This is a genomic window from Corynebacterium sp. UBA2622, assembly GCF_002339505.1.
Lineage (GTDB): Bacteria > Actinomycetota > Actinomycetes > Mycobacteriales > Mycobacteriaceae > Corynebacterium.
The window spans coordinates 24,250-43,987 of the sequence record NZ_DDJO01000011.1 but is presented as its reverse complement, the minus strand read 5'-3'; the positions used below and the strand labels follow the sequence as shown (position 1 = coordinate 43,987).

Here is a 19,738-nt window from a genome sequence, read left to right as displayed (position 1 = left end):
GACTTTCACATGAACGACATCATCCTCGCTCAGGCAAACGAGACCGTCACTTCGTTCGACGGCCTTCAGTCCATCGGCTACGGCATCGCCACCATCGGCCCGGGCATCGGCATCGGCATGCTCGTCGGCAAGACCGTCGAGGGCATGGCCCGCCAGCCCGAGATGGCCGGCCAGCTCCGTACCACGATGTTCCTGGGTATCGCCTTCGTCGAGGCCCTCGCCCTGATCGGCCTCGTCGCCGGCTTCCTGTTCTAAAAAGCCCCACGCACCACCGTCAACCTTTTTAGATCAGGAGCAACCCATGACAAACGTCACTCAATTTATTGTGGCGGCAGAAGGTGAGCACCTCCCCATGGAGAAGGAGCCCAACATCCTTGTGCCCGCCATGTACGACGTGGTGTGGTCCTTGGTCGTCTTCATCGTCGTCTTCCTCCTCTTCTGGAAGTATGTCCTTCCGAAGTTCCAGGAAGTTCTCGCTGAGCGCGAAGACCGGATCAAGGGCGGCATTGAGCGTGCTCAGGTCGCCCAGGCCGAGGCCAAGGCTGCCCTGGAGAAGAACAATGCCGAGCTGGCCGAGGCACGCGCCGAGGCCGCCGAGATCCGTGAAGCCGCCCGTGCACGCGGCAAGGAGATCGAGGCTCAGGCCCGAGCAAACGCCGAGGCGGAGTCCCGCCGCATCGTGGAGTCCGGTGAAAAGCAGCTTCTCGCCTCGCGCGAGCAGGTTGTCTCCGAGCTGCGCAACGAGATGGGCCAGAACTCGATCTCCCTGGCCGAGCGTCTGCTCGGCACGGAGCTGTCGGATTCGACCCGCCGCTCCAACACGATCGACGACTTCCTGGCCGAGCTCGACCACGTCTCGACGAGGAAGTAGGCGAGATGAAGGCAGCTAGTCGCGAAGCACAGGCGAACGTGTCGGCTCAGCTCGACGAGCTGGTCCGCCGGTCCGACAACCCCGTCGCTGTAGCGGCGCAGATCGGCACCGAGCTTTTCCTCGTGGTCGATCAGCTGGACGGCGAGCGCGCACTGCGTGTCGCCATCGCCGACCAGTCGCTCGAGGCCTCCGGCCGCCAGGGCATCGTCGACGATGTTCTCGGCGCCAAGGTGGCCGACGCGACCCGCAAGGTCCTCCATGCAGCAGCGGGGCAGGAGTGGTCCTCCTCGCGCGAAATGCGCAACGGGCTGATCCACCTCGGGCGCCGCGCACTGCTGCTCGGCGCGCAGGAGCAGGGCCAGCTTGAGAAGGTGGAGCACGAGCTCTTCCAGCTCTCGGTTGTCCTTGAAAACGAGAAGCAGCTCACCCAGCTGCTGTCCGACCGCACCGCGGACGCGAAGCAGAGGCGCGGGCTTCTGGCCAACGTGATCTACGGCAAGGTGACGATGTTCACCGAGGCCCTCGCGCTACAGGTGATCGGCCGCCCGAAGCACAACCCGATCGACGACCTTTCCGCCCTCGCGGACGAGGTTGCTCAGATGCGCGGCAAGACCGTGGCGCGGGTGACCACCGCCGAGGCTCTGAGCGAGCCGCAGCGCGAGGCACTCGCCGGAAAGCTTCAGAACATTTACGGCCGCGAGATGGCTGTTCACACCGAGGTAGACCCCAGCCTCCTCGGCGGAATGGTGATCCGGGTGGGCGATGAGGAAATTGACGGCTCAACGCGCGGCAAGATCATGCGCCTGCGCGCCGACCTCGCCGCGAACACGGCCTACTAAAGAAAAATATGCTGGAACAATCTACCGAGAGCAGGAAGAACATGGCGGAGCTGACGATCTCCTCCGATGAGATCCGTAGCGCGATAGCGAACTACACCTCGAGCTACTCTGCGGAGGCCTCCCGTGAGGAGGTCGGCGTGGTGACTTCGGCTGCCGACGGCATCGCCCAGGTTTCTGGGCTGCCGGGCTGCATGACGAACGAGCTGCTCGAGTTCCCCAACGGTGTCATCGGCGTTGCGCAGAACCTTGAGACCGACACCATCGGTGTCGTCGTCCTGGGTAACTTCGAAACCCTCACCGAGGGCGACAAAGTCAAGAGGACCGGCGAGGTCCTCTCCATCCCGGTCGGGGAGAACTTCCTCGGCCGCGTCATCGACCCCCTGGGTCAGCCGATCGACGGCCTCGGCCCGATCGAGTCGACCGAGGAGCGCGCCCTGGAGCTCCAGGCCGCGGGCGTCCTGGACCGCCAGCCGGTCGAGGAGCCGATGGCCACGGGCATCAAGGCCATTGACGCGATGACCCCGATCGGCCGCGGCCAGCGACAGCTGATCATCGGCGACCGCAAGACCGGCAAGACCGCGGTCTGCATCGACACCATCCTGAACCAGAAGTCCTACTGGGAGACCGGTGACCCGTCGAAGCAGGTCCGCTGCATCTACGTCGCCGTCGGCCAGAAGGGCTCCACCATCGCCGGTGTCCGCGCCACCCTCGAGGAGCACGGCGCCCTGGAGTACACCACGATCGTGGCCGCTCCGGCCTCCGACTCCGCGGGCTTCAAGTGGCTCGCGCCGTTCTCCGGCGCCGCGCTCGGCCAGCACTGGATGTACCAGGGCAAGCACGTTCTGGTGATCTACGATGACCTGACCAAGCAGGCCGAGGCCTACCGCGCGATCTCCCTGCTTCTGCGCCGCCCGCCGGGGCGCGAGGCGTACCCGGGCGACGTTTTCTACCTGCACTCCCGTCTCCTGGAGCGCGCCGCCAAGCTCAACGACGAGCTCGGCGCGGGCTCCCTGACGGCCCTGCCGATCATCGAGACCAAGGCGAACGACGTGGGCGCGTTTATCCCGACCAACGTCATCTCGATCACCGACGGCCAGGTGTTCCTGCAGTCCGACCTCTTCAACCAGGGCGTGCGCCCGGCCATCGATGTGGGTATCTCCGTGTCCCGCGTTGGCGGCGCGGCGCAGACCAAGGGCATGAAGAAGGTCGCCGGCAACCTGCGTCTCGACCTCGCGGCCTACCGCGACCTCGAGGCCTTCGCCGCCTTCGCCTCCGACCTGGACTCCGCCTCCAAGCGCCAGCTCGAGCGCGGCCAGCGTCTCGTTGAGCTGCTCAAGCAGCCGGAGAACTCCCCGCAGCCCGTCGAGTACCAGATCATTTCGATCTGGCTCGCGAACGAGGGCGCCTTCGACGTCGTTCCCGTCGGAGATGTCCGCCGCTACGAGTCCGAGCTGCAGGAGCACATCCGCTCCAACGCCCCAGAGGTTTACGAGCAGATTGCCGGCGGCGCCGCGCTCGACGACCGGTCCAAGGAGACGCTCCTGCGCGTCAACGAGGACTTCGCGCGTGGCTTCCAGTCCAGCGAGGGCGAGCGCATCGTGCGCGAGCCCGAGGCCCAGGCCCTGGATGCCAGCGAGGTCTCCAAGCACCAGCTCAACGTCAACCGCTCCAAGTAGTGAACAACTTGGAAAAGCACTACTAAAGGAAGGGAGGGGAGAACACCATGGCAACACTTCGCGAATTGCGTGACCGCATCCGGTCCGTCAACTCCACGAAGAAAATCACGAAGGCCCAGGAGCTGATCGCGACATCGCAGATCACCAAGGCCCAGCAACGCGTGGAGGCCGCCAAGCCCTACGCGGACGAGCTGTTGCGCGTCATGGAGCGCCTCGCGGCTGCGAGCTCCCTCGACCACCCCATGCTCCGCGAGCGTGAGAACGGTCGGGTCGCAGCCATCCTCGTGGTCACCTCCGACCGCGGTATGGCCGGCGGTTACAATCACAACGTCCTGAAGAAGACGGCCGAGCTGGAGCGCGCCCTGAAGGACGCGGGCTACGAGGTCGTTCGCTTCGTCACGGGCGGCAAGGGTGTCACGCACTTCCGCTTCCGTGAGATGGACGTGGCTGGTGCCTGGACCGGGTGGTCCCAGAAGCCGACTTGGGAGGGCACGCACGACGTGCGCCACCACATCGTCAACGGGTTCCTCGCCGGTTCCGAGGGAGATGTGGAATGGCGCGAAGGGGTCGATGCGCCAGAGGGCCAGCGCGTGCGCGGTTTCGATCAGGTGCACGTCGTCTACACCGAGTTCGTGTCCATGCTGACCCAGGAGGCGCGCGTCCACCAGCTCCTGCCGATTGAGCCGGTTCTCACCGAGTACGAGTACAAGCAGGATGACATGCTCACCACCAGCGGCGACGTCCTGCCCAACATGGACTTCGAGCCGGATCCGGAGACGCTGATGTCCGAGCTGCTCCCGGTCTACGTCTCGAGAAGCCTCTACTCGATCTTTTTGGAGTCGTCGGCGTCCGAGTCCGCCTCGCGCCGCACCGCCATGAAGAACGCGACGGATAACGCGACGGACCTGGCCAACAACCTGTCGCGTGAGGCCAACCAAGCCCGTCAGGCAAAAATCACCCAGGAAATCACCGAGATTATCGGCGGCGCCGGCGCGCTGACCGGTAGCGGAGAAAGTGACTAAGATATGACTACTGCTCACTCTTTTGAGGAGCGCATTGACGAGCCGTCGGGCGGGGCCGGGACTCCGGCTCCCTCCGCCGGGGCCGAAAATGTCCAGAACCCCGCGGGTTCCGACAACGGCCGAGTCGTGCGCGTGATCGGTGCCGTCGTCGACGTGGAATTCCCGCGCGGCGAGCTGCCCGAGCTATACAACGCCCTGCACGTCGACATCGAGCTGGGCGACCTGTCCAAGACCATCACCCTCGAGGTGGCTCAGTTCCTGGGCGACAACCTCGTCCGCACCATCGCCATGGCCCCGACCGACGGTCTGGTCCGCGGCGCGCAGGTGCGCGACTCCGGCAACCCTATCTCCGTGCCGGTCGGTGACCAGGTCAAGGGCCACGTTTTCAACGCCCTCGGCGAGTGCCTGGACGACCCGTCGGTGGGCAAGGACGGGGAGCGGTGGGGCATCCACCGCGAGCCGCCCGCCTTCAAGGACCTCGAGGGCAAGACGGAGATCCTGGAGACCGGCATCAAGGTCATCGACCTTCTCACCCCGTACGTCAAGGGCGGCAAGATCGGCCTGTTCGGTGGCGCGGGCGTGGGCAAGACGGTGCTCATCCAGGAGATGATCACCCGTATCGCCCGCGAGTTCTCGGGCACCTCCGTGTTCGCCGGTGTGGGTGAGCGCACCCGCGAGGGAACCGACCTCTTCCTCGAGATGGAGGACATGGGCGTTCTCCCCGATACCGCCCTTGTCTTCGGCCAGATGGACGAGCCGCCCGGGGTCCGCATGCGCGTGGCCCTGTCCGGCCTGACCATGGCGGAGTACTTCCGCGATGAGCAGAACCAGGACGTGCTGCTGTTCATCGACAACATCTTCCGCTTCACCCAGGCCGGCTCCGAGGTGTCCACCCTTCTGGGCCGCATGCCCTCGGCCGTGGGTTACCAGCCCACCCTGGCCGATGAGATGGGTGTGCTCCAGGAGCGCATCACCTCGACCAAGGGCCGCTCCATCACCTCGCTGCAGGCCGTGTACGTCCCCGCGGACGACTACACTGACCCGGCGCCGGCGACCACCTTCGCCCACCTCGACGCCACCACGGAGCTTTCCCGCTCCATCGCGTCGAAGGGCATCTACCCCGCCGTGGATCCGCTGACCTCGACCTCGCGCATCCTCGAGCCGGGCATCGTGGGCGAGCGCCACTACAACGTGGCGCAGAAGGTGATCGGCATCCTGCAGAAGAACAAGGAGCTGCAGGACATCATCGCCATCCTGGGCATGGACGAGCTGTCCGAGGAAGACAAGATCACCGTCATGCGCGCCCGCAAGCTGGAGCGCTTCCTCGGCCAGAACTTCTTCGTCGCGAAGAAGTTCACGGGCGACGAGGGCTCCTACGTGCCGCTGGAGGAGACGATCGACGCGTTCGACCGCCTCTGCGAGGGCGAGTTCGACGCCTACCCGGAGCAGGCGTTCTCGAACCTGGGCGGTCTCGACGACGTCGAGGCCCAGTACAAGAAGCTGCAGGAGAAGTAGGAGGGCCCTCATGGCTGAAATCACCGTGCAACTCGTCTCGGTCGACCGGATGCTCTGGTCGGGTCAGGCCAGCATCCTCACGGCCCAGACGACCGAGGGTGAGATCGGCATCCTGCCGGGCCACGAGCCCCTCCTCGGCCAGCTCAAGGAAAACGGCGTCGTCACCATCCGCCCCACCGAGGGCGAGCGGATCGTCGCAGCTGTCCAGGGCGGCTTCCTCTCGGTGCAGGGGGACAAGGTGACCATCCTCGCCGACTACGCCATCTTCGCCGACGAGGTCGACTCGGCAGCCGCCGAGAACGAGCTGGGCGCCGACGACGCGCAGTCCAAGGCGCGGGCGGAGGCCGAGCTCGCGGCGGTGCGCCGCAACTCCGGCCGCTAGGCCGACAGGCAGCTCTCACCGCAGACAACCCCCGCCGCACGGCGGGGGTTGTCCGCGTTTCCGGCCCCGCGGGAAGGACGACACATGCCGGTCCTCCCTTTGGCGGATTGCTTACTGTGTGCATGTCACTAAAATCATGGGAAGCGCGCGGGCCCGCAGCGGGCGGGGACCGGCCGCCACACCACTATCACGGCAGGAGGGCCGATGAAATACGTCGCCGTTGTTCTGTTGGCCCTGCTCGTCGCCGCCACCGCCGCGGCCATGTGGCGCTTCACCCGGTTCCGCAACGCCGGCGCCCCCGCCCTCTTCCGCCGTCTGCCCGCGCGCGAGGTGCACGGTTGGCGCCACGGGATCCTCCGGTACCGCGGGGAGGTCCTGCAGTTTTTCAAGTTGCGCTCCCTCTCCCTGTCGAACGACCTCGCCCTCGACCGGCGCGACATCACCCTCAAGGGCCTGCGCGAGTGCACGGACGAGGAGCGCGAGATCATGCCCGGAATCTCGAAGGTGCTGCACCTGGGCAGCCCGGCAGGGGATTTCGAGTTCGCGGGCGCGCCGCACGTGCAGATGGCTCTCGTTTCGTGGGTGGAGGCGGCCCCGGACCGTCGCCAGGTGCCGCGCGGCCAGGGGCCCATGGCGCAGCAGGGCCACCAGGCACCGCGCCCCCGGGGCAAGCTCTAGCGAGTCCGCCCGGGCGGTACCCTTGACCCCATGCGTTTGATCATTGCCCAGTGCTCCGTCGACTACGTGGGGCGCCTGGATGCGCACCTGCCCTCCGCGAAGCGCCTGATCATGGTCAAGGCGGACGGCTCGGTGTCCGTGCACGCCGACGACCGAGCCTACAAGCCGCTGAACTGGATGACCCCGCCGTGCAGCATCCGCGAGGAGACGGTGGTCGACCTCGACGGCGGGGACACCGGGGTCCGTCTGTGGATCGTGGAAAACCCCCGGGGCGAGCAGCTGCGCATCACCCTCGAGGACGTCATCAGCGAGACAAACGTCGAGCTCGGCGCGGACCCGGGCCTAGTCAAGGACGGGGTGGAATCGCACCTGCAGGAGTTGCTCGCCGAGCACATATCCACGCTTGGCGACGGCTACACCCTCGTCCGCCGCGAGTACCCGACCGCCATCGGCCCGGTGGACCTCCTGGCCCGCGACGCGCTGGGCCGGACGGTCGCCGTGGAGGTGAAGCGCCGCGGGGGCATCGACGGGGTGGAGCAGCTGAGCCGCTACGTCGAACTGCTCAACCGCGACGACCTCCTCGCCCCCGTCTCCGGTGTCTACGCGGCCCAGGAGATCAAGCCGCAGGCCCGCACGCTCGCGGAGGACCGGGGCTTCCGCTGCCTCGTCCTGGACTACGACGAGCTGCGAGGCATCGAATCCAACGAGCTGCGGCTCTTCTAGGGGGAGCTCGTGCCCAGGAAGAACAGGCGGGGCAACGTCACGCCCTCGCGCCAGCTGCCGCGGGACGGGTCGACGTACTTCGGCACCCGCGAGGTGGAGGGTCCCTCGTGGACGCACGGGGAGATCTACCTCATGCGCGCGATCGGTTCGGCCGCGGCGACGAAGTTCTACGTGTGTCCTGGGTGCAACCAGAACATTCCCCCGGGCGTCGCCCACGTTGTGGCGTGGCCGCGGGACACGGGGCGCGGGGGAGATGACAGGCGGCACTGGCACGGGCACTGCTGGGAGCGGCGCTGAGGGGGACGTCGCTAAGCTGGTCGCATGATTGTTGCATTTTCCGTCGCCCCCACCGTGACCGACAACCCCACCGCGGAGATGTCCGGCGCGGTGGCGCGCGCCGTGCGGGTCGTGCGCGAATCCGGGCTGCCGAACGAAACGACATCGATGTTCACCACCGTTGAGGGGGAGTGGGATGAGGTCATGGACGTGATCAAGCGGGCCACGCAGGCGGTCGAGGAGGTCTCGCCGCGCGTGTCGCTCGTGCTCAAGGCCGACATCCGGCCGGGTCACACCGACATGCTGCACCAGAAGATGGAATCGCTGAACAAGCACTTCGAAAGTGAGGGAAAGTAAATGCCGGAATTCGGACCGGGTGTATTCGACTTGTCGTCGCTGAGGAAGCGGGAACCCGCGGAGGGAGCCGGGACCGGATCGGGGGCGGGCGCCTTCGAGGCCTTCATCACCGCCACGGACGACAACATCGAGGCGGAGGTCATCCGCCTGTCGGTGCAGATCCCCGTGATCGTGGTGGTGGGCTCGGCCCGCTCCCCGGAATCGGAGGAGCTCAGGTCAACGCTGAAGTCGCTGGCGGAGGGGCAGAGGGAGTTCCGCGTCGCCTACGTCGACGCCGACGCCACCCCGATGCTCGCCCAGATGCTTGGCGTGCGGGCCGTGCCCACCGCCATCGCGCTTGCCGCCGGGCGCCCCGTCGCGAGCTTCCAGGGCAACCAGCCGCGCGAGGAGCTCTCGCAGTGGGTGCAGGCCCTGGTGTCCAACGTCGGCCCCCAGCTTGAGGGCCTGCCCGCCGCCAGCGGGGAGGAGAGCCCCGCCGAGGCCGAGGACCCGCGTCTGGCACAGGCGACGGAGGCCCTGAACCGAAGCGACTTTGACGCGGCCATCGCCGTCTACGACGCGATCCTCGCGGACGACCCCCGTAACAAGGAGATCTCGCAGGCGCGGGCGACTGTGGGGGTGCTGAAGAGGCTCGACCCCGCCAACCGAACGACCGATGCGGTGGAGGACGCCGCGGCGGACCCGGGGGACGTCGATAAGCAGCTGGCGGCGGCCGATGCCGAGGTCGTGGCCGGGGCTCCCGAGAGGGCCTTCGACCGGCTCGTGGCGCTGGCGGGGGCCGAGCCCCGGGCGAAGGAGCGCCTGCTGGAACTGTTCACGCTCTTCGACGCGGGTGACCCGCGCGTCATCGCGGCGCGCACGAAGCTGGCTTCCGCGCTGTTCTGATCTGCCACCCGCCGCGCGGGTGCAAAAAGGGGCCCGGTGTCACCCGGGCCCCCTCTTTCGCTTTGCCTGGTGCCGGCTCGCGCCGGCACACCGCTAACGGACCAGCTTGTAGTACTGCGCGCTCATCGCGGGCAGGTGCAGTGAGACGGACTGGTCGAAGTTGTCCCACTGCGTCGGCTCAGTGTGGACCATGCGGGGAAGGTCGTTCCCGGCGCCGCCGTAGATGTCCTGGTCGGTGTTGATCACCAGCTCCCAGTTGCCGGCCTCGGGCAGCCCGAGACGGTAGTCCGTGTGGGAGGCACCCGAGAGGTTGACCACGGCCAGGACCGGCACCGCGTCGACACCCCAGCGGATGTAGGCGAGGACGTTGTGCGCGGCGTCGTCGCCCTTGATCCACTGGAAGCCGAGGGGGGTGTTGTCCTGGGAGAACAGCGCCGGGGTGTCGCGGTAGACGAAGTTGAGGTCGCGCACGAGCCGCTGGATTCCCCGGTGGTACTCGTTGCCCCAGCCCTCGCCGAGGTTGTCCCAGTTGATGGAGTGCGCCTCGTCCCACTCGGTGGTCTGGCCCCACTCGCAGCCCATGAACATGAGCTGCTTGCCCGGGTGGGAGAACATGTAGCCGTAGAGGGCGCGGATCCCGGCGGCCTTGTTCCACTCGTCGCCCGGCATGCGCGTCCACAGCGAGCCCTTGCCGTGGACAACCTCGTCGTGGGAGAACGGCAGGACGTACTTCTCGGAAAACGCGTACACCAGGGAGAACGTGACCTCGTTGTGGTGGTGGGAGCGGTGGATCGGGTCGAGGGAGAAGTACTCGAGCGTGTCGTTCATCCAGCCCATGTTCCACTTCAGGCTGAAGCCCAGCCCGTCGGCGGAGGTCTGCGCGGTCACGCCCGGCCAGGCGGTGGATTCCTCGGCGATGGTGACCACGCCGGGGTGCGTGCGGTGAACGGTGGCATTCATCTCCTGGAGGAACTGCACGGCGTCCCAGTGCTCGCGGCCGCCCTGCTGGTTGGGCAGCCACTCGCCGGGGTTGCGGGAGTAGTCCAGGTAGAGCATGGAAGCCACGGCGTCGACACGCAGGCCGTCGAGGTGGAACTCCTCGCACCAGTACAGGGCGTTGGCGACGAGGAAGTTGCGCACCTCGTTGCGCCCGAAGTCGAAGACGTAGGTGCCCCAGTCCCTCTGCTCGCCGCGGCGCCAGTCGGGGTGCTCATAGAGCGCGGTGCCGTCGAAGCGGGCCAGGGCCCAGGCATCCTTCGGGAAGTGCGCCGGCACCCAGTCGACGATGACGCCGATGCCGTTCGCGTGGAGCGTGTCGACGAGCTCCCGGAACTCGTCTGGGGTTCCCCAGCGCGCGGTGGGGGCGTAGTACCCCGTGACCTGGTAGCCCCACGAGCCGCCGAAGGGGTGCTCCGCGACGGGGAGGAATTCGACGTGGGTGAAGCCGTTTTCCACGAGGTAGGGGACGAGCTCCTCGGTCATGGTGCGATAGGTCGCGCCCTGCTTCCACGAACCGATGTGGCATTCGTAGACGCTCATGGGGGCGTTGGTGGCGTCGATGCCGGGGCGGTTGGTCATCCACTCCTCGTCGCGCCACTCGTAGGCGGAGGCGTCGGCGACCACGGAGACCGTCTCCGGCGGGCACAGCGTCTGTTTGGCCAGCGGGTCGGCCTTGTCCACGCGCTCGCCGCCCGCGGTCTGGACCGCGAACTTGTAGGCGGTGCCGGGCCCGATGCCCGGGATGAAGATCTCCCACACGCCGGTGGGGCCGAGGCTGCGCATCGGGTACTGGTTCGGGTTCCAGCCGCAGAACTCACCGACGACGGCCACACCCTGCGCGTTCGGCGCCCACACGGCGAAGGAGGTGCCGGTGACCTCGCCGAGGGAGGTGGTGTAGGAGCGCACGTTGGCACCCAGGACCTCCCACAAACGCTCGTGGCGGCCCTCGCCGATGAGGTGCAGGTCCAGCGAGCCGAGGGTGGGCAGGAAGTGGTACGGGTCCGCGATGATGACGGGCTCGCCCTCCGGGTAGGTCACGCGCAGGCGGTAGTCCGGGGCGCGGTCGTCGTCCAGGCCGACAACCCAGATGTCGTCGCCCGTGCTTTCCATCTCGAGCGTGCCGTTGTGGATGAGCACCTCCACGCGCCGCGCGCCGAGCAGGCGGGTGCGGATGACGGAACCCCCCGGCGTCGCGTGCCAGCCGTAGAAGTCGTGAGGGGCGTGGTGCTTGCACTCGAGGAGGCGCTGCCGGTCGTGCTCGGGGATGAGAAGCGAAGGATCGATGCCCGTCATTGTTTTCCTTTTGGGTGTGTCGGGGATTTCGTCTTTTCGACGCTACCGCAAGCCGCTTCTACGGCCTGTAATCGTGGTCGGAGATACGGCGGAAGGCCAGGGCCTCCCTGCGCCGGGCGTCCACTGCGGGCAGGCGGAAGATGTGCGCCACGTTGCTCTGCGGGGTCAGCCGCACGTAGTTGTCGCCGCCCCAGGTGTAGGTGGCCCCGGTGACCAGGTCGTGGACGTCGAAACTCTCACCCGGGTTGAGCCCGACTGCCTCGGCGTCAATGTGCACCATGCCCTCCTGGGTGGAGGCCGGGTCGAGGTTGACCACCACCAGGAGCGCGTTGCCGGTCACCGCGTCGACCTTGGAGTAGGCCATGATGTGCTCGTTGCTCACGTCGTGGAAGCGGATCTGGCGCAGCTGCTGCAGGGCGGGGTTGTCGCGGCGGATCGCGTTGAGCAGGGTCAGGTACGGCTCCAGCGAGGTGCCGTTCTCGAGCGCCGCGGCGAAGTCGCGGGGGCGCAGCTCGTACTTCTCGCTGTCGAGATACTCCTCGCTGCCCTCGTTCACGGGGATGCCCTCGTAAAGCTCGTAGCCGGAGTACACGCCCCACAGGGGGCTCATCGTGGCGGCCAGGGTGGCGCGGATCGCGAAGGCCGCGGGGCCCCCGTTCTGCAGGGAGGCGTGGAGGATGTCGGGGGTGTTGACGAAGAGGTTGGGGCGCGAGACGTCGGCGACGTCGACAAGCAGCTGGGCGAAGTCCGTCAGCTCCGCCTTCGTCGTCTTCCACGTGAAGTGGGTGTAGGACTGCGAGAACCCGGCCTTGGACAGGCCGTACATGCGCGGCGGGCGGGTGAAGGCCTCGGCGAGGAAGATCACCTCGGGGTTGGTCTCGTGGACGGTGGTGATGAGCCAGTGCCAGAAGTTCACGGGCTTGGTGTGGGGGTTATCCACGCGGAAGGTGGTGATGCCCAGGTTCACCCAGTACATGAGCACGCGGTAGACCTCGCGGTAGAGCGTCTCCGGGGCGTTGTCGAAGTTGATCGGGTAGATGTCCTGGTACTTCTTCGGCGGGTTCTCGGCGTAGGCGATGGTGCCGTCGGCAAGAACGGTGAAGAACTCGGGGTGCTCCCTGGCCCAGGGGTGGTCCGGGGCGACCTGGAGCGCGAAGTCGAGGGCGATCTCGAGCCCCAGCTCGTCGGCGTGGGCCTTCATGGCGAGGAACTCCTCCTCGCCGCCGAGGTCGGGGTGGAAGGCGTCGTGCCCGCCCGCCTCCGAGCCGACCGCCCAGGGCGAACCGACGTCGCCGTCCTCCACGGCGAGGGCGTTGTTGCGGCCCTTCCGGTTGATTTCCCCCACGGGGTGGATCGGCGGGAAGTAGACGGTGTCGAAGCCCATGGCGGCGACGCGGTCGAGCGCGGCGGAGGTGGTGGCCCAGGTGCCGTGCACGGGCGCGCCGTCGTCGCCCACGCCGCCGGTGGAGCGGGGAAAGAGCTCGTACCAGGAGTTGATCAGGGCTTCGCGACGCTCCACGAGGATGTCGCACACGGGGCCGCGCGTGACGAGCTCGCGCAGCGGGTAGGCGTCGAGCACCTCGCGGACCTCGGCGCTCAGCCCCGGCGCGAGACGGTTGGACAACGGCAGGGTGATGTCGGCCAACGCGCGCGCGGCGTTGTCCAGCACCCCGCGCCCCGGCTCGGGGGTCTGCGCGGCCGCGGCCGTGAACAGGTCGATGCCGTGGGCGATGTCGTTGGCCAGCTCGGCCTCGTCCTGCCCGGCGTTGAACTTCTTGGACACGGCGTTGCGCCACGTGGCCATGACGTCGCTCCAGGCGTCGACGCGGAAGCGCCACAGGCCCTCCGTGTCGGGGACGACCACGGCGTGGACGTAGTCCGGGCGGTAGACCTCGGGCTGCATGTGCACGGAGAACTGCTCGCCGTCGGGCTGGGTGAGCACGAGCGTGGCGGCGACGGCATCGTGGCCCTCGCGCCACACCAGGGCGGAGATCGGAACGACTTCCCCGACCACCGCCTTGGAGGGCAGTGTGCGCCCCGAGATCTGGGGGCGAACGTCGTCGATGCCAAAGCGTCCAATCATCGGTTTCTTCCTTCGGTGAGTGCTCTCAACTGGCGTGACCCCCACGCCGCCGCGGGGGTTAGCGTGCTCTTTTCCCGTGCTTTTACCTGCCCCACGATAGCCCCTCGCCACCCCGCGCGCCGGGGTCCACCGCTGGCGCGGCATTTAGGACAAAATGGGAGGGGTGAGTGAGAAGCGCGAGAACCCCGAGGAACTGACCAACGACCCCGACCTGATGATCGACTTCCGCGGTGTCGACGTCGTGCGCGGCGGCAACACCCTGGTCGGCCCGGTCGACTGGCAGGTGGAGCTCGACGAGCGCTGGGTGGTCATCGGGCCGAACGGCGCCGGAAAGACCACGCTGATCCGCGTCGCCTCGGCCCAGGAGTTCCCGTCCCACGGCGTGGCGTTCGTGCTGGGGGAGCGGCTGGGGCGAACCGACATGCGCGACCTGCGGGCGTCGATAGGCGTGACCTCCTCGTCGGTCGCGCAGCGGGTGCCCGACGGGGAGAAGGTCAAGGACCTCGTCGTCTCGGCGGGTTACGCCATCCTCGGCCGGTGGCGCGAGGAGTACGACGAGACGGATTACGGGCAGGCCCTCGAGGTGCTCGAGCAGGTCGGCGGGATGCACCTGCTGGAGCGGACCTGGGGGACGCTCTCCGACGGGGAGAAGAAGCGCGTGCTCATCGCGCGTGCCATCATGACGGACCCCGAGCTGCTCATCATGGACGAGCCGGCGGCGGGGATGGACCTCGGCGGCCGCGAGGACCTCGTCGCCTTCCTCGGGGAGCTCGCCCTCGACCCGGACGCGCCCGCCATAGTGATGATCACCCACCACGTGGAGGAGATCCCCTACGGCTTCACGCACGCCCTGCTCCTCGACGAGGGGCAGGTCATCGCGCAGGGACTCATCGATGACGTCCTCACCTCGGAGAACATCTCCCGCGCCTACCACCAGCCGATCGAGGTCACGCGCGCCGACGGGCGCTTCAGCGCTCGTCGCGCCCGCCGCGGCGGCGTGCACCGCGCGCCGGCGGAGTAGAAAGGGGCGCGGCGGGTAAGCCGGCAGGGAGGTGACGATGACGGTGGCTGCGGAGACACGGATGAGCACGGCGGCGCAGGTCGCCCGCGACGTGCGCGATGCGAAGGACGAGATCAACCCCTATGACACGGCCGGGTACAACGGCTCGCGCCTGGCGACCACCGTGATTCTCGCCCGCGACGGGCGCCGCGGCTTGGAGGTGTGGGTGCAGGAGCGCGTGATGACCATGCGCAACTACCCCGGCATGACCGTCTTCCCCGGCGGCGGCGTGGACAGCCGCGACTTCCCGGGTCGCGCGTGGAACGACGGCGACCTGTGGTTCGGCCGCTCCGCAATCTCCCTCGCGCGCCAGCTCGGCGTGACCAAGTACAAGGCGCACGCGCTGCTCTTCGCGGCGGTGCGGGAGCTGTTCGAGGAGACGGGCACGCTGCTCGCCGTCGACGAGGACGGCGTGCTGCTGCGCGACGTCCGCCCGTTCCACAGCCAGCGCCTCCGGCTCGAGTCCCACGAGCTCTCGCTCACCGACGTCCTGCGCGACAACGACCTCAACGTCGACGCGGACCTGCTCACCCCCTACGCCCGGTGGGTGGGCCGCTCGAAGCGCGGCACGTGGTTCGACACCTTCTCCTGGCTGGCGGTCTCCCCGGGCGGGCAGGACCCCGACGGCGTGACGGGCGAGGCGGACGACGCCAACTGGTTCCCGCCCGCGCTGCTTCTCGACGGCTGGAGGGCCGGCCTGGTGCGCTTCGCGCCGTCGACGTGGGCCCAGCTGCTCGACCTGGCGGACCATGACTGCGTCGACTCGCTCGTGCGCTCCGCGCGCAACGCCGACATGACCCCGGTGGTGGGCGACCCGGTGCACTTCCCGCGCTACCGCGAGTACTTCCGCAGCGCGCCCGCGGACAGGATCGGCAGGGCCCGTGAGCTTTAGCGTGTCCGAGGTCCGGTACCTGTGGGCCAACGCGGGTGCCATCGCCGCCGCCGAGGCGGGTCTCGGGTTGACCGGGAAGTCCGCCTTCGCCGACCGCGCGCTGCTCCAGGAGCGCTTCGGGGACCACTCCCGTGCGGTGCTCGAGCTCGCCACGGCGCGCCGGGGGGCCGCGGGGAAGTTTCCCGGGTGGTGGCTCGCCGACGGTGATGCGTCCCAGCAGGCGACCCCCGCGCGCGTGGCCGCGGTCCGCGCGGCGCGCCTGCGCGGGCACGGCGTGGAAATGGTCCACGACGTGACTTGTTCGGTGGGCTCGGAGGCCCCCGCCGCCCTGGCGGCCGGGATGGGTTGGCTCGGTTCCGACCTGGACCCCGCGCGCCTGCTCATGGCGCGGCACAACCTCGGCCCCGACGCGTGGCTCGCCCGGGCGGACGCGCTCGCTCCCGCGAGCACCGCGCGGCATGACAGCGCCGTGGTCGCGGACCCCGCCCGCCGGGCGAACGGGAGGCGCATCACGGACCCCGCGAAGCTGCACCCGCCCCTGCCGGCGCTCCTGGAGGCGCACCGCGGCCGCGAGCTGGCGGTCAAGTGCGCCCCGGGCATCGACTACTCGGAGTGGGAGGGCCTGGTCAGCGTGGTCTCGGTGGGCGGAGCCGTGAAGGAGGCGTGCCTCTACACTCCGGGCCTGGCGGGCGGGGTGGCCCGCGAGGCGGTCGTCCTGGGGGAGGGGGAGGAGCGCGTGACCTCGTCCGACCCGGCTGAGGTGGAGGTGACGGGGCCGCGCGCCTTCATCATCGAGCCGGACGGGGCGATCGTGCGCGCCGGGCTCGTGCGACACTGGGCCCACCGGCACAACCTCTCCATGCTCGACGAGCACATCGCCTTCCTCACCGGGGACGCCCTGCCCCCGGGCATTTCCGGGTTCCCCTTCCTCGAGTCCGTGCCGCTGAAGAAGCTGCGTCCCGCGCTCGCCGCGCACCGCGCCGGCGCCGCCGAGATCCTCGTCCGCGGTGTCGATGTTGACCCGGACGAGTTGCGCAGGAAGCTCAAACTGAAGGGGCCCGAGCACCGCGGGGTGGTGATCGCCCGGGTGGGCGCGGGGGCCGTGGCCCACATCTGCGGGCCGCGCCAGCGGGGCCAGGCGCACGGCTAGGGTGGGTCGCATGGCTTACTTCGACCATGCAGCGACCACCCCGATGCGCGAGTGCGCCATCGAGGCCTGGGTGCGCCACGCCGGCGCCCTGAACCCGGGGGGACAGTACGCCTCCGGCCGAGCCGCGAACGCGGTGCTTGCCGACGCCCGCGAGGCCGTCGCGGAGGCGCTCGGCGCGGACCCCGCCGAGGTTGTCTTCACCGGCTCGGGCACCGAGGCCGACAACACCGCGATCCGGGGCCTCTACCGCGCCTCCGTCAAGGACAGGGGCCTGACGCGCGTGGTCGCGCCACCGACGGAGCACGCTGCGGTGCTGGAGACCGTCAAGTCGCTCGGCGCCGACGAGGGTGCCGACGTTGTATGGCTGCCGGTCGGCCGTTCCGGCGCGGTGTCCGATCTCGCGGCCCTGGACACGCCTGCCGCGGTGGCCACCTGCATGGTGGCCAACAACGAAACCGGCGCGCTGCAGCCGGTGGAGGAGCTGGTGGAGCGCGCGGCGCGGCAGGGCACCCCGGTCCACCTCGATGCCGTGCAGGCCGTGGGCAAGGTGGCCATCGACTTCCACGGTCTCGGTGCGACCACCCTGGCGGCCTCGGCGCATAAGTTCGGCGGTCCGCGCGGGGTGGGGATCCTGCTGGCGAAGCGCTCGCCCGCGCCCCTGCCGCTCGTGGTGGGCGGGGGTCAGGAGCGCGGGTTGCGCTCCGGCACCGTGGATGTCGCCGGGGCTGCCGCGGCGGCCGCGGCGCTCACCGAGGCGGTCGCGGAGATGGAGCGCGAGCGCGAGGACGTCGCAAAGCTGCGCGACCGCCTGGTGCGCGGGGTCGTCGAGCGGGTGCCCGGGACGGTGGTGACGGTGGAGGACAACGTGCTGCCCGGGCACGCGCACCTGCTGTTCCCCGGCGCCAACGGCGACGCGCTGATCATGCTCCTCGACATGAAGGGCATCGAGGCGTCGACGGGTTCCGCGTGCTCCGCGGGCGTGCACCGGACGAGCCACGTGCTCGAGGCCATGGGTGTGGACGGGCGCGAGAGCATGGGGGCGCTGCGGCTCACGCTGGGCCGGACCACCACGGAGGGGGACGTTGACCTCCTCCTGGCGGAGATCGCCGGGGTGGTCGAGCGGGCGCGGGTCGCGGGTTCGCTGTGAGGGGTATGGTGCGCGTGTGACGTGAGTGTCGCACCGGGGCGGGCGGGAAAGCTGTTATACACTGCCAGGCATGCATGTGAACCGGAGGCACCAGACCGTCCTCGCCGCGCTCGTCGCGGCCCTCATCACCGTTGCCCTCGCCGTCGTCGTCCCCTTCAGCCCCACCCGCCACACCGACGCCGATGCCCAGGGAATCCCCGGACTCGTGCAGGGCATCGACGTGGCGGGGCACCAGCGCCCGGGCGGGCGCGCAATCGACTGGAAGACCGTGGCTGGACCCGGCGGCCAGCACTTCGCCTTTGTCAAGGCCTCCGAGGGCGAGGGCTGGAAGAACGAGTTCTACGACGAGGACGCCCGCTCGGCGCGCGACGCCGGCCTCTCCGTCGGTGCCTACCACTACGCCCGTCCGGCGGAGGACCCGACGACGCAGGCCCGCTACTTTGCCGGCGTGATCAACTCCGGTCCCGCGCTGAACCTGCCCCCGGTGCTCGACCTCGAGGTCGACGAGGGTCTCAACCCCGCGGCGCTCGCGGCATGGACCGCGGCCTTCCTCACCGAGGTCGAGCGCTCCACCGGCACCAGGCCGATGCTCTACACGTACCGCTACTTCTGGTCCGAGCACATGGACAACACCAGCGCCTTCACCGGCTACCCGCTGTGGCTCGCGGCGTACCAGAACCAGGCCCCGCGCCCCGTCGGCGGGTGGGACAAGGTGTCCATCTGGCAGCGCTCCGACAGCGGCCGCGTCGCCGGCCTGTCCACGCCCGTGGACCAGAACATCTTCAACGGCAACGAGGGCGCCTTCAACGCTTTCGCCTCGGGCGATCTCACGGCGGGCGGTGGTGTCCTCGAGACCTTCCAGGCGCCCGACGCGGGCGACCTCGCGGTTCTGGAGCAAAACTCGACGGCCCTCGTCGTGGCGATCCTCGGCCTCGCCGGCGGCATCCTCGCCGCGCCGCAGGTGGCCCAGGCGGCCCAGCAGCTCGGCTTCGACAACTACGACGCCGGCAACATTTCCAACGCCGTGCGCGACCTGGTCACCAGCGGGCAGCTGCCCGTCGAGGACCTGCGCTCGATGATGGTGGGAGACTACTCGGTCGGCGACCTGCTCATCCTGCTCAACAACGCCTCGAAGTAGTCGCCGGGGCCATCCCCCGAACGCCGCGCCCCGCCCGGGTCCACTCCGGCGCGGGGCGCTTTTTCGCCCGCCCAAAGTTCGCGGCGGACCGGGCCTTGTGTCGTGCGCTACAGCAAGCCAAGGGGGGCGAGGACGGCATCGGTGCGGCGCGCAAGGCCCGAGTGCGACACCCCGCTCAGGGTGATCACCCCGCCGAGGCGGGAGGACCAAGCGGGGACCTCCGTGTCGGCGTCGGAGACCACGGAAACCACGTCGATGCCCTCCGGCACGACGGGTTCGTGCGGGTAGTTCTCCAGCTCCACGTAGGACTCGCCGAGGACCCGCGAGACGAGCCAGGCCGGCCGGTACCAGGGGCTTTCCCCTGTGCCGCGCCACGCCGCGCCGAGGCCGACGAGCGTGTGCACCCGGGCGCGGGCCGCAGCGGCGTCGGGGCCGCTGAGGGCGCGCAGGGCAACCAGGGCGCCGAGGGAGTGGCCGACCACGTCGACGCGGGTGACGCTGGCGGGCAGGGAGGCGATGAGGCGGGTGATGGCGGGGGCCGAGGCGTCGATAAGCGCCGTGCCCCGTCGCGCGTAGGAGGGGGCGAGCATGTCCACGCCCCGGGACGCGAGCTCGCGGCCCAAAAGGCGGAAGGTGGAGGGCTCTCCCAGCGTGCCGTGCAGCGCCACCACAACCCGGCCGGAGGACTGGGAGTTGACTGTGGAGGGGTCGGGAAGTACGCGGGGGATGTGGGACAGCAGCGCCATGCGCAC

Annotated in this window: 20 protein-coding genes; 17 read left to right on the top strand and 3 right to left on the bottom strand. The window is 69.0% G+C overall.

Annotated elements, in window-relative coordinates; translation table 11 throughout:
- The first annotated feature begins 9 nt into the window (after positions 1 to 9).
- From B3611_RS04360 to B3611_RS04305, 12 genes are all read left to right on the top strand, one after another.
- On the top strand, positions 10 to 255 hold the full coding sequence (locus B3611_RS04360; protein WP_291313861.1) for an ATP synthase F0 subunit C: 246 nt from the start codon (positions 10 to 12) through the stop codon (positions 253 to 255).
- A 46-nt stretch (positions 256 to 301) separates the two neighbouring features.
- The gene (locus B3611_RS04355; RefSeq protein ID WP_291313860.1) at positions 302 to 871 is read left to right on the top strand and encodes a F0F1 ATP synthase subunit B; all 570 of its coding nucleotides are present in this window, start codon (positions 302 to 304) and stop codon (positions 869 to 871) included.
- A 5-nt stretch (positions 872 to 876) separates the two neighbouring features.
- A complete protein-coding gene (locus B3611_RS04350; RefSeq protein WP_291313859.1) occupies positions 877 to 1,710 on the top strand; it encodes a F0F1 ATP synthase subunit delta in 834 nt (277 codons plus the stop codon).
- A gap of 8 nt (positions 1,711 to 1,718) precedes the next feature.
- Positions 1,719 to 3,386 carry a F0F1 ATP synthase subunit alpha gene (atpA, locus tag B3611_RS04345; protein ID WP_291313858.1) on the top strand — a complete coding sequence of 556 codons (1,668 nt, stop codon included), beginning with the start codon at positions 1,719 to 1,721 and terminating at the stop codon, positions 3,384 to 3,386.
- A 47-nt stretch (positions 3,387 to 3,433) separates the two neighbouring features.
- The gene (locus tag B3611_RS04340; protein WP_291313857.1) at positions 3,434 to 4,408 is read left to right on the top strand and encodes a F0F1 ATP synthase subunit gamma; all 975 of its coding nucleotides are present in this window, start codon (positions 3,434 to 3,436) and stop codon (positions 4,406 to 4,408) included.
- 3 nt (positions 4,409 to 4,411) lie between these two features.
- The gene (atpD, locus tag B3611_RS04335; RefSeq protein WP_291313856.1) at positions 4,412 to 5,923 is read left to right on the top strand and encodes a F0F1 ATP synthase subunit beta; all 1,512 of its coding nucleotides are present in this window, start codon (positions 4,412 to 4,414) and stop codon (positions 5,921 to 5,923) included.
- 10 nt (positions 5,924 to 5,933) lie between these two features.
- Positions 5,934 to 6,305 carry a F0F1 ATP synthase subunit epsilon gene (locus B3611_RS04330; protein ID WP_291313855.1) on the top strand — a complete coding sequence of 124 codons (372 nt, stop codon included), beginning with the start codon at positions 5,934 to 5,936 and terminating at the stop codon, positions 6,303 to 6,305.
- Positions 6,306 to 6,509: 204 nt separating this feature from the next.
- On the top strand, positions 6,510 to 6,983 hold the full coding sequence (locus B3611_RS04325; protein ID WP_291313854.1) for a DUF2550 domain-containing protein: 474 nt from the start codon (positions 6,510 to 6,512) through the stop codon (positions 6,981 to 6,983).
- A gap of 30 nt (positions 6,984 to 7,013) precedes the next feature.
- On the top strand, positions 7,014 to 7,706 hold the full coding sequence (gene nucS, locus B3611_RS04320) for an endonuclease NucS (protein WP_291313853.1): 693 nt from the start codon (positions 7,014 to 7,016) through the stop codon (positions 7,704 to 7,706).
- Positions 7,707 to 7,715: 9 nt separating this feature from the next.
- A complete protein-coding gene (locus B3611_RS04315; protein ID WP_291313852.1) occupies positions 7,716 to 8,003 on the top strand; it encodes a hypothetical protein in 288 nt (95 codons plus the stop codon).
- 24 nt (positions 8,004 to 8,027) lie between these two features.
- Positions 8,028 to 8,339, top strand: a complete 312-nt coding sequence (locus B3611_RS04310; RefSeq protein ID WP_291313851.1) for a thiamine-binding protein — start codon at positions 8,028 to 8,030, stop codon at positions 8,337 to 8,339.
- The gene (locus B3611_RS04305; protein WP_291313850.1) at positions 8,340 to 9,224 is read left to right on the top strand and encodes a tetratricopeptide repeat protein; all 885 of its coding nucleotides are present in this window, start codon (positions 8,340 to 8,342) and stop codon (positions 9,222 to 9,224) included. It begins immediately after the preceding gene.
- A 93-nt stretch (positions 9,225 to 9,317) separates the two neighbouring features.
- Here B3611_RS04305 and glgB read toward each other — a convergent pair whose 3' ends face one another.
- Positions 9,318 to 11,516, bottom strand: coding sequence for a 1,4-alpha-glucan branching protein GlgB (gene glgB / locus B3611_RS04300; RefSeq protein WP_291313849.1), 2,199 nt, complete (start codon positions 11,514 to 11,516; stop codon positions 9,318 to 9,320).
- Positions 11,517 to 11,574: 58 nt separating this feature from the next.
- Positions 11,575 to 13,599, bottom strand: a complete 2,025-nt coding sequence (locus B3611_RS04295; protein ID WP_291313848.1) for a maltotransferase domain-containing protein — start codon at positions 13,597 to 13,599, stop codon at positions 11,575 to 11,577.
- Positions 13,600 to 13,753: 154 nt separating this feature from the next.
- On the opposite strand from B3611_RS04295, the gene B3611_RS04290 reads away from it, so the two are divergent.
- From B3611_RS04290 to B3611_RS04270, 5 genes are all read left to right on the top strand, one after another.
- Positions 13,754 to 14,620 (top strand): ABC transporter ATP-binding protein, encoded by an 867-nt coding sequence (locus B3611_RS04290; RefSeq protein ID WP_291313847.1) that lies wholly within the window; start codon positions 13,754 to 13,756, stop codon positions 14,618 to 14,620.
- Positions 14,621 to 14,657: 37 nt separating this feature from the next.
- Positions 14,658 to 15,551, top strand: coding sequence for an NUDIX hydrolase (locus B3611_RS04285; RefSeq protein WP_414646296.1), 894 nt, complete (start codon positions 14,658 to 14,660; stop codon positions 15,549 to 15,551).
- Positions 15,541 to 16,701 carry a THUMP-like domain-containing protein gene (locus tag B3611_RS04280; RefSeq protein ID WP_291313846.1) on the top strand — a complete coding sequence of 387 codons (1,161 nt, stop codon included), beginning with the start codon at positions 15,541 to 15,543 and terminating at the stop codon, positions 16,699 to 16,701. Before B3611_RS04285 ends, B3611_RS04280 begins: the two co-directional genes overlap by 11 nt.
- 10 nt (positions 16,702 to 16,711) lie before the next feature.
- The gene (locus B3611_RS04275) at positions 16,712 to 17,848 is read left to right on the top strand and encodes a cysteine desulfurase family protein (protein WP_291313845.1); all 1,137 of its coding nucleotides are present in this window, start codon (positions 16,712 to 16,714) and stop codon (positions 17,846 to 17,848) included.
- A gap of 70 nt (positions 17,849 to 17,918) precedes the next feature.
- Positions 17,919 to 18,986, top strand: coding sequence for a glycoside hydrolase family 25 protein (locus tag B3611_RS04270; protein ID WP_291313844.1), 1,068 nt, complete (start codon positions 17,919 to 17,921; stop codon positions 18,984 to 18,986).
- Between the two features lie 107 nt (positions 18,987 to 19,093).
- On the opposite strand, the gene B3611_RS04265 is transcribed toward B3611_RS04270, so the two are convergent.
- The gene (locus tag B3611_RS04265) at positions 19,094 to 19,732 is read right to left on the bottom strand and encodes a lipase family alpha/beta hydrolase (protein ID WP_291313843.1); all 639 of its coding nucleotides are present in this window, start codon (positions 19,730 to 19,732) and stop codon (positions 19,094 to 19,096) included.
- Between the last annotated feature and the right edge of the window lie 6 nt (positions 19,733 to 19,738).

Bases quoted from the DNA above. Each gene is read 5' to 3' on its own strand.
- B3611_RS04360 (WP_291313861.1), top strand. From the start codon at position 10: ATGAACGACATCATCCTCGCTCAGGCAAACGAGACCGTCACTTCGTTC.
- B3611_RS04295 (WP_291313848.1), bottom strand. From the start codon at position 13,599: ATGATTGGACGCTTTGGCATCGACGACGTTCGCCCCCAGATCTCGGGG.
- B3611_RS04275 (WP_291313845.1), top strand. From the start codon at position 16,712: ATGGCTTACTTCGACCATGCAGCGACCACCCCGATGCGCGAGTGCGCC.
- B3611_RS04265 (WP_291313843.1), bottom strand. From the start codon at position 19,732: ATGGCGCTGCTGTCCCACATCCCCCGCGTACTTCCCGACCCCTCCACA.
- B3611_RS04330 (WP_291313855.1), top strand. From the start codon at position 5,934: ATGGCTGAAATCACCGTGCAACTCGTCTCGGTCGACCGGATGCTCTGG.
- B3611_RS04290 (WP_291313847.1), top strand. From the start codon at position 13,754: ATGGGAGGGGTGAGTGAGAAGCGCGAGAACCCCGAGGAACTGACCAAC.
- B3611_RS04355 (WP_291313860.1), top strand. From the start codon at position 302: ATGACAAACGTCACTCAATTTATTGTGGCGGCAGAAGGTGAGCACCTC.
- atpD (WP_291313856.1), top strand. From the start codon at position 4,412: ATGACTACTGCTCACTCTTTTGAGGAGCGCATTGACGAGCCGTCGGGC.
- B3611_RS04305 (WP_291313850.1), top strand. From the start codon at position 8,340: ATGCCGGAATTCGGACCGGGTGTATTCGACTTGTCGTCGCTGAGGAAG.
- glgB (WP_291313849.1), bottom strand. From the start codon at position 11,516: ATGACGGGCATCGATCCTTCGCTTCTCATCCCCGAGCACGACCGGCAG.
- B3611_RS04285 (WP_414646296.1), top strand. From the start codon at position 14,658: ATGACGGTGGCTGCGGAGACACGGATGAGCACGGCGGCGCAGGTCGCC.
- nucS (WP_291313853.1), top strand. From the start codon at position 7,014: ATGCGTTTGATCATTGCCCAGTGCTCCGTCGACTACGTGGGGCGCCTG.
- B3611_RS04325 (WP_291313854.1), top strand. From the start codon at position 6,510: ATGAAATACGTCGCCGTTGTTCTGTTGGCCCTGCTCGTCGCCGCCACC.
- B3611_RS04270 (WP_291313844.1), top strand. From the start codon at position 17,919: ATGCATGTGAACCGGAGGCACCAGACCGTCCTCGCCGCGCTCGTCGCG.
- B3611_RS04310 (WP_291313851.1), top strand. From the start codon at position 8,028: ATGATTGTTGCATTTTCCGTCGCCCCCACCGTGACCGACAACCCCACC.
- B3611_RS04340 (WP_291313857.1), top strand. From the start codon at position 3,434: ATGGCAACACTTCGCGAATTGCGTGACCGCATCCGGTCCGTCAACTCC.
- atpA (WP_291313858.1), top strand. From the start codon at position 1,719: ATGCTGGAACAATCTACCGAGAGCAGGAAGAACATGGCGGAGCTGACG.
- B3611_RS04350 (WP_291313859.1), top strand. From the start codon at position 877: ATGAAGGCAGCTAGTCGCGAAGCACAGGCGAACGTGTCGGCTCAGCTC.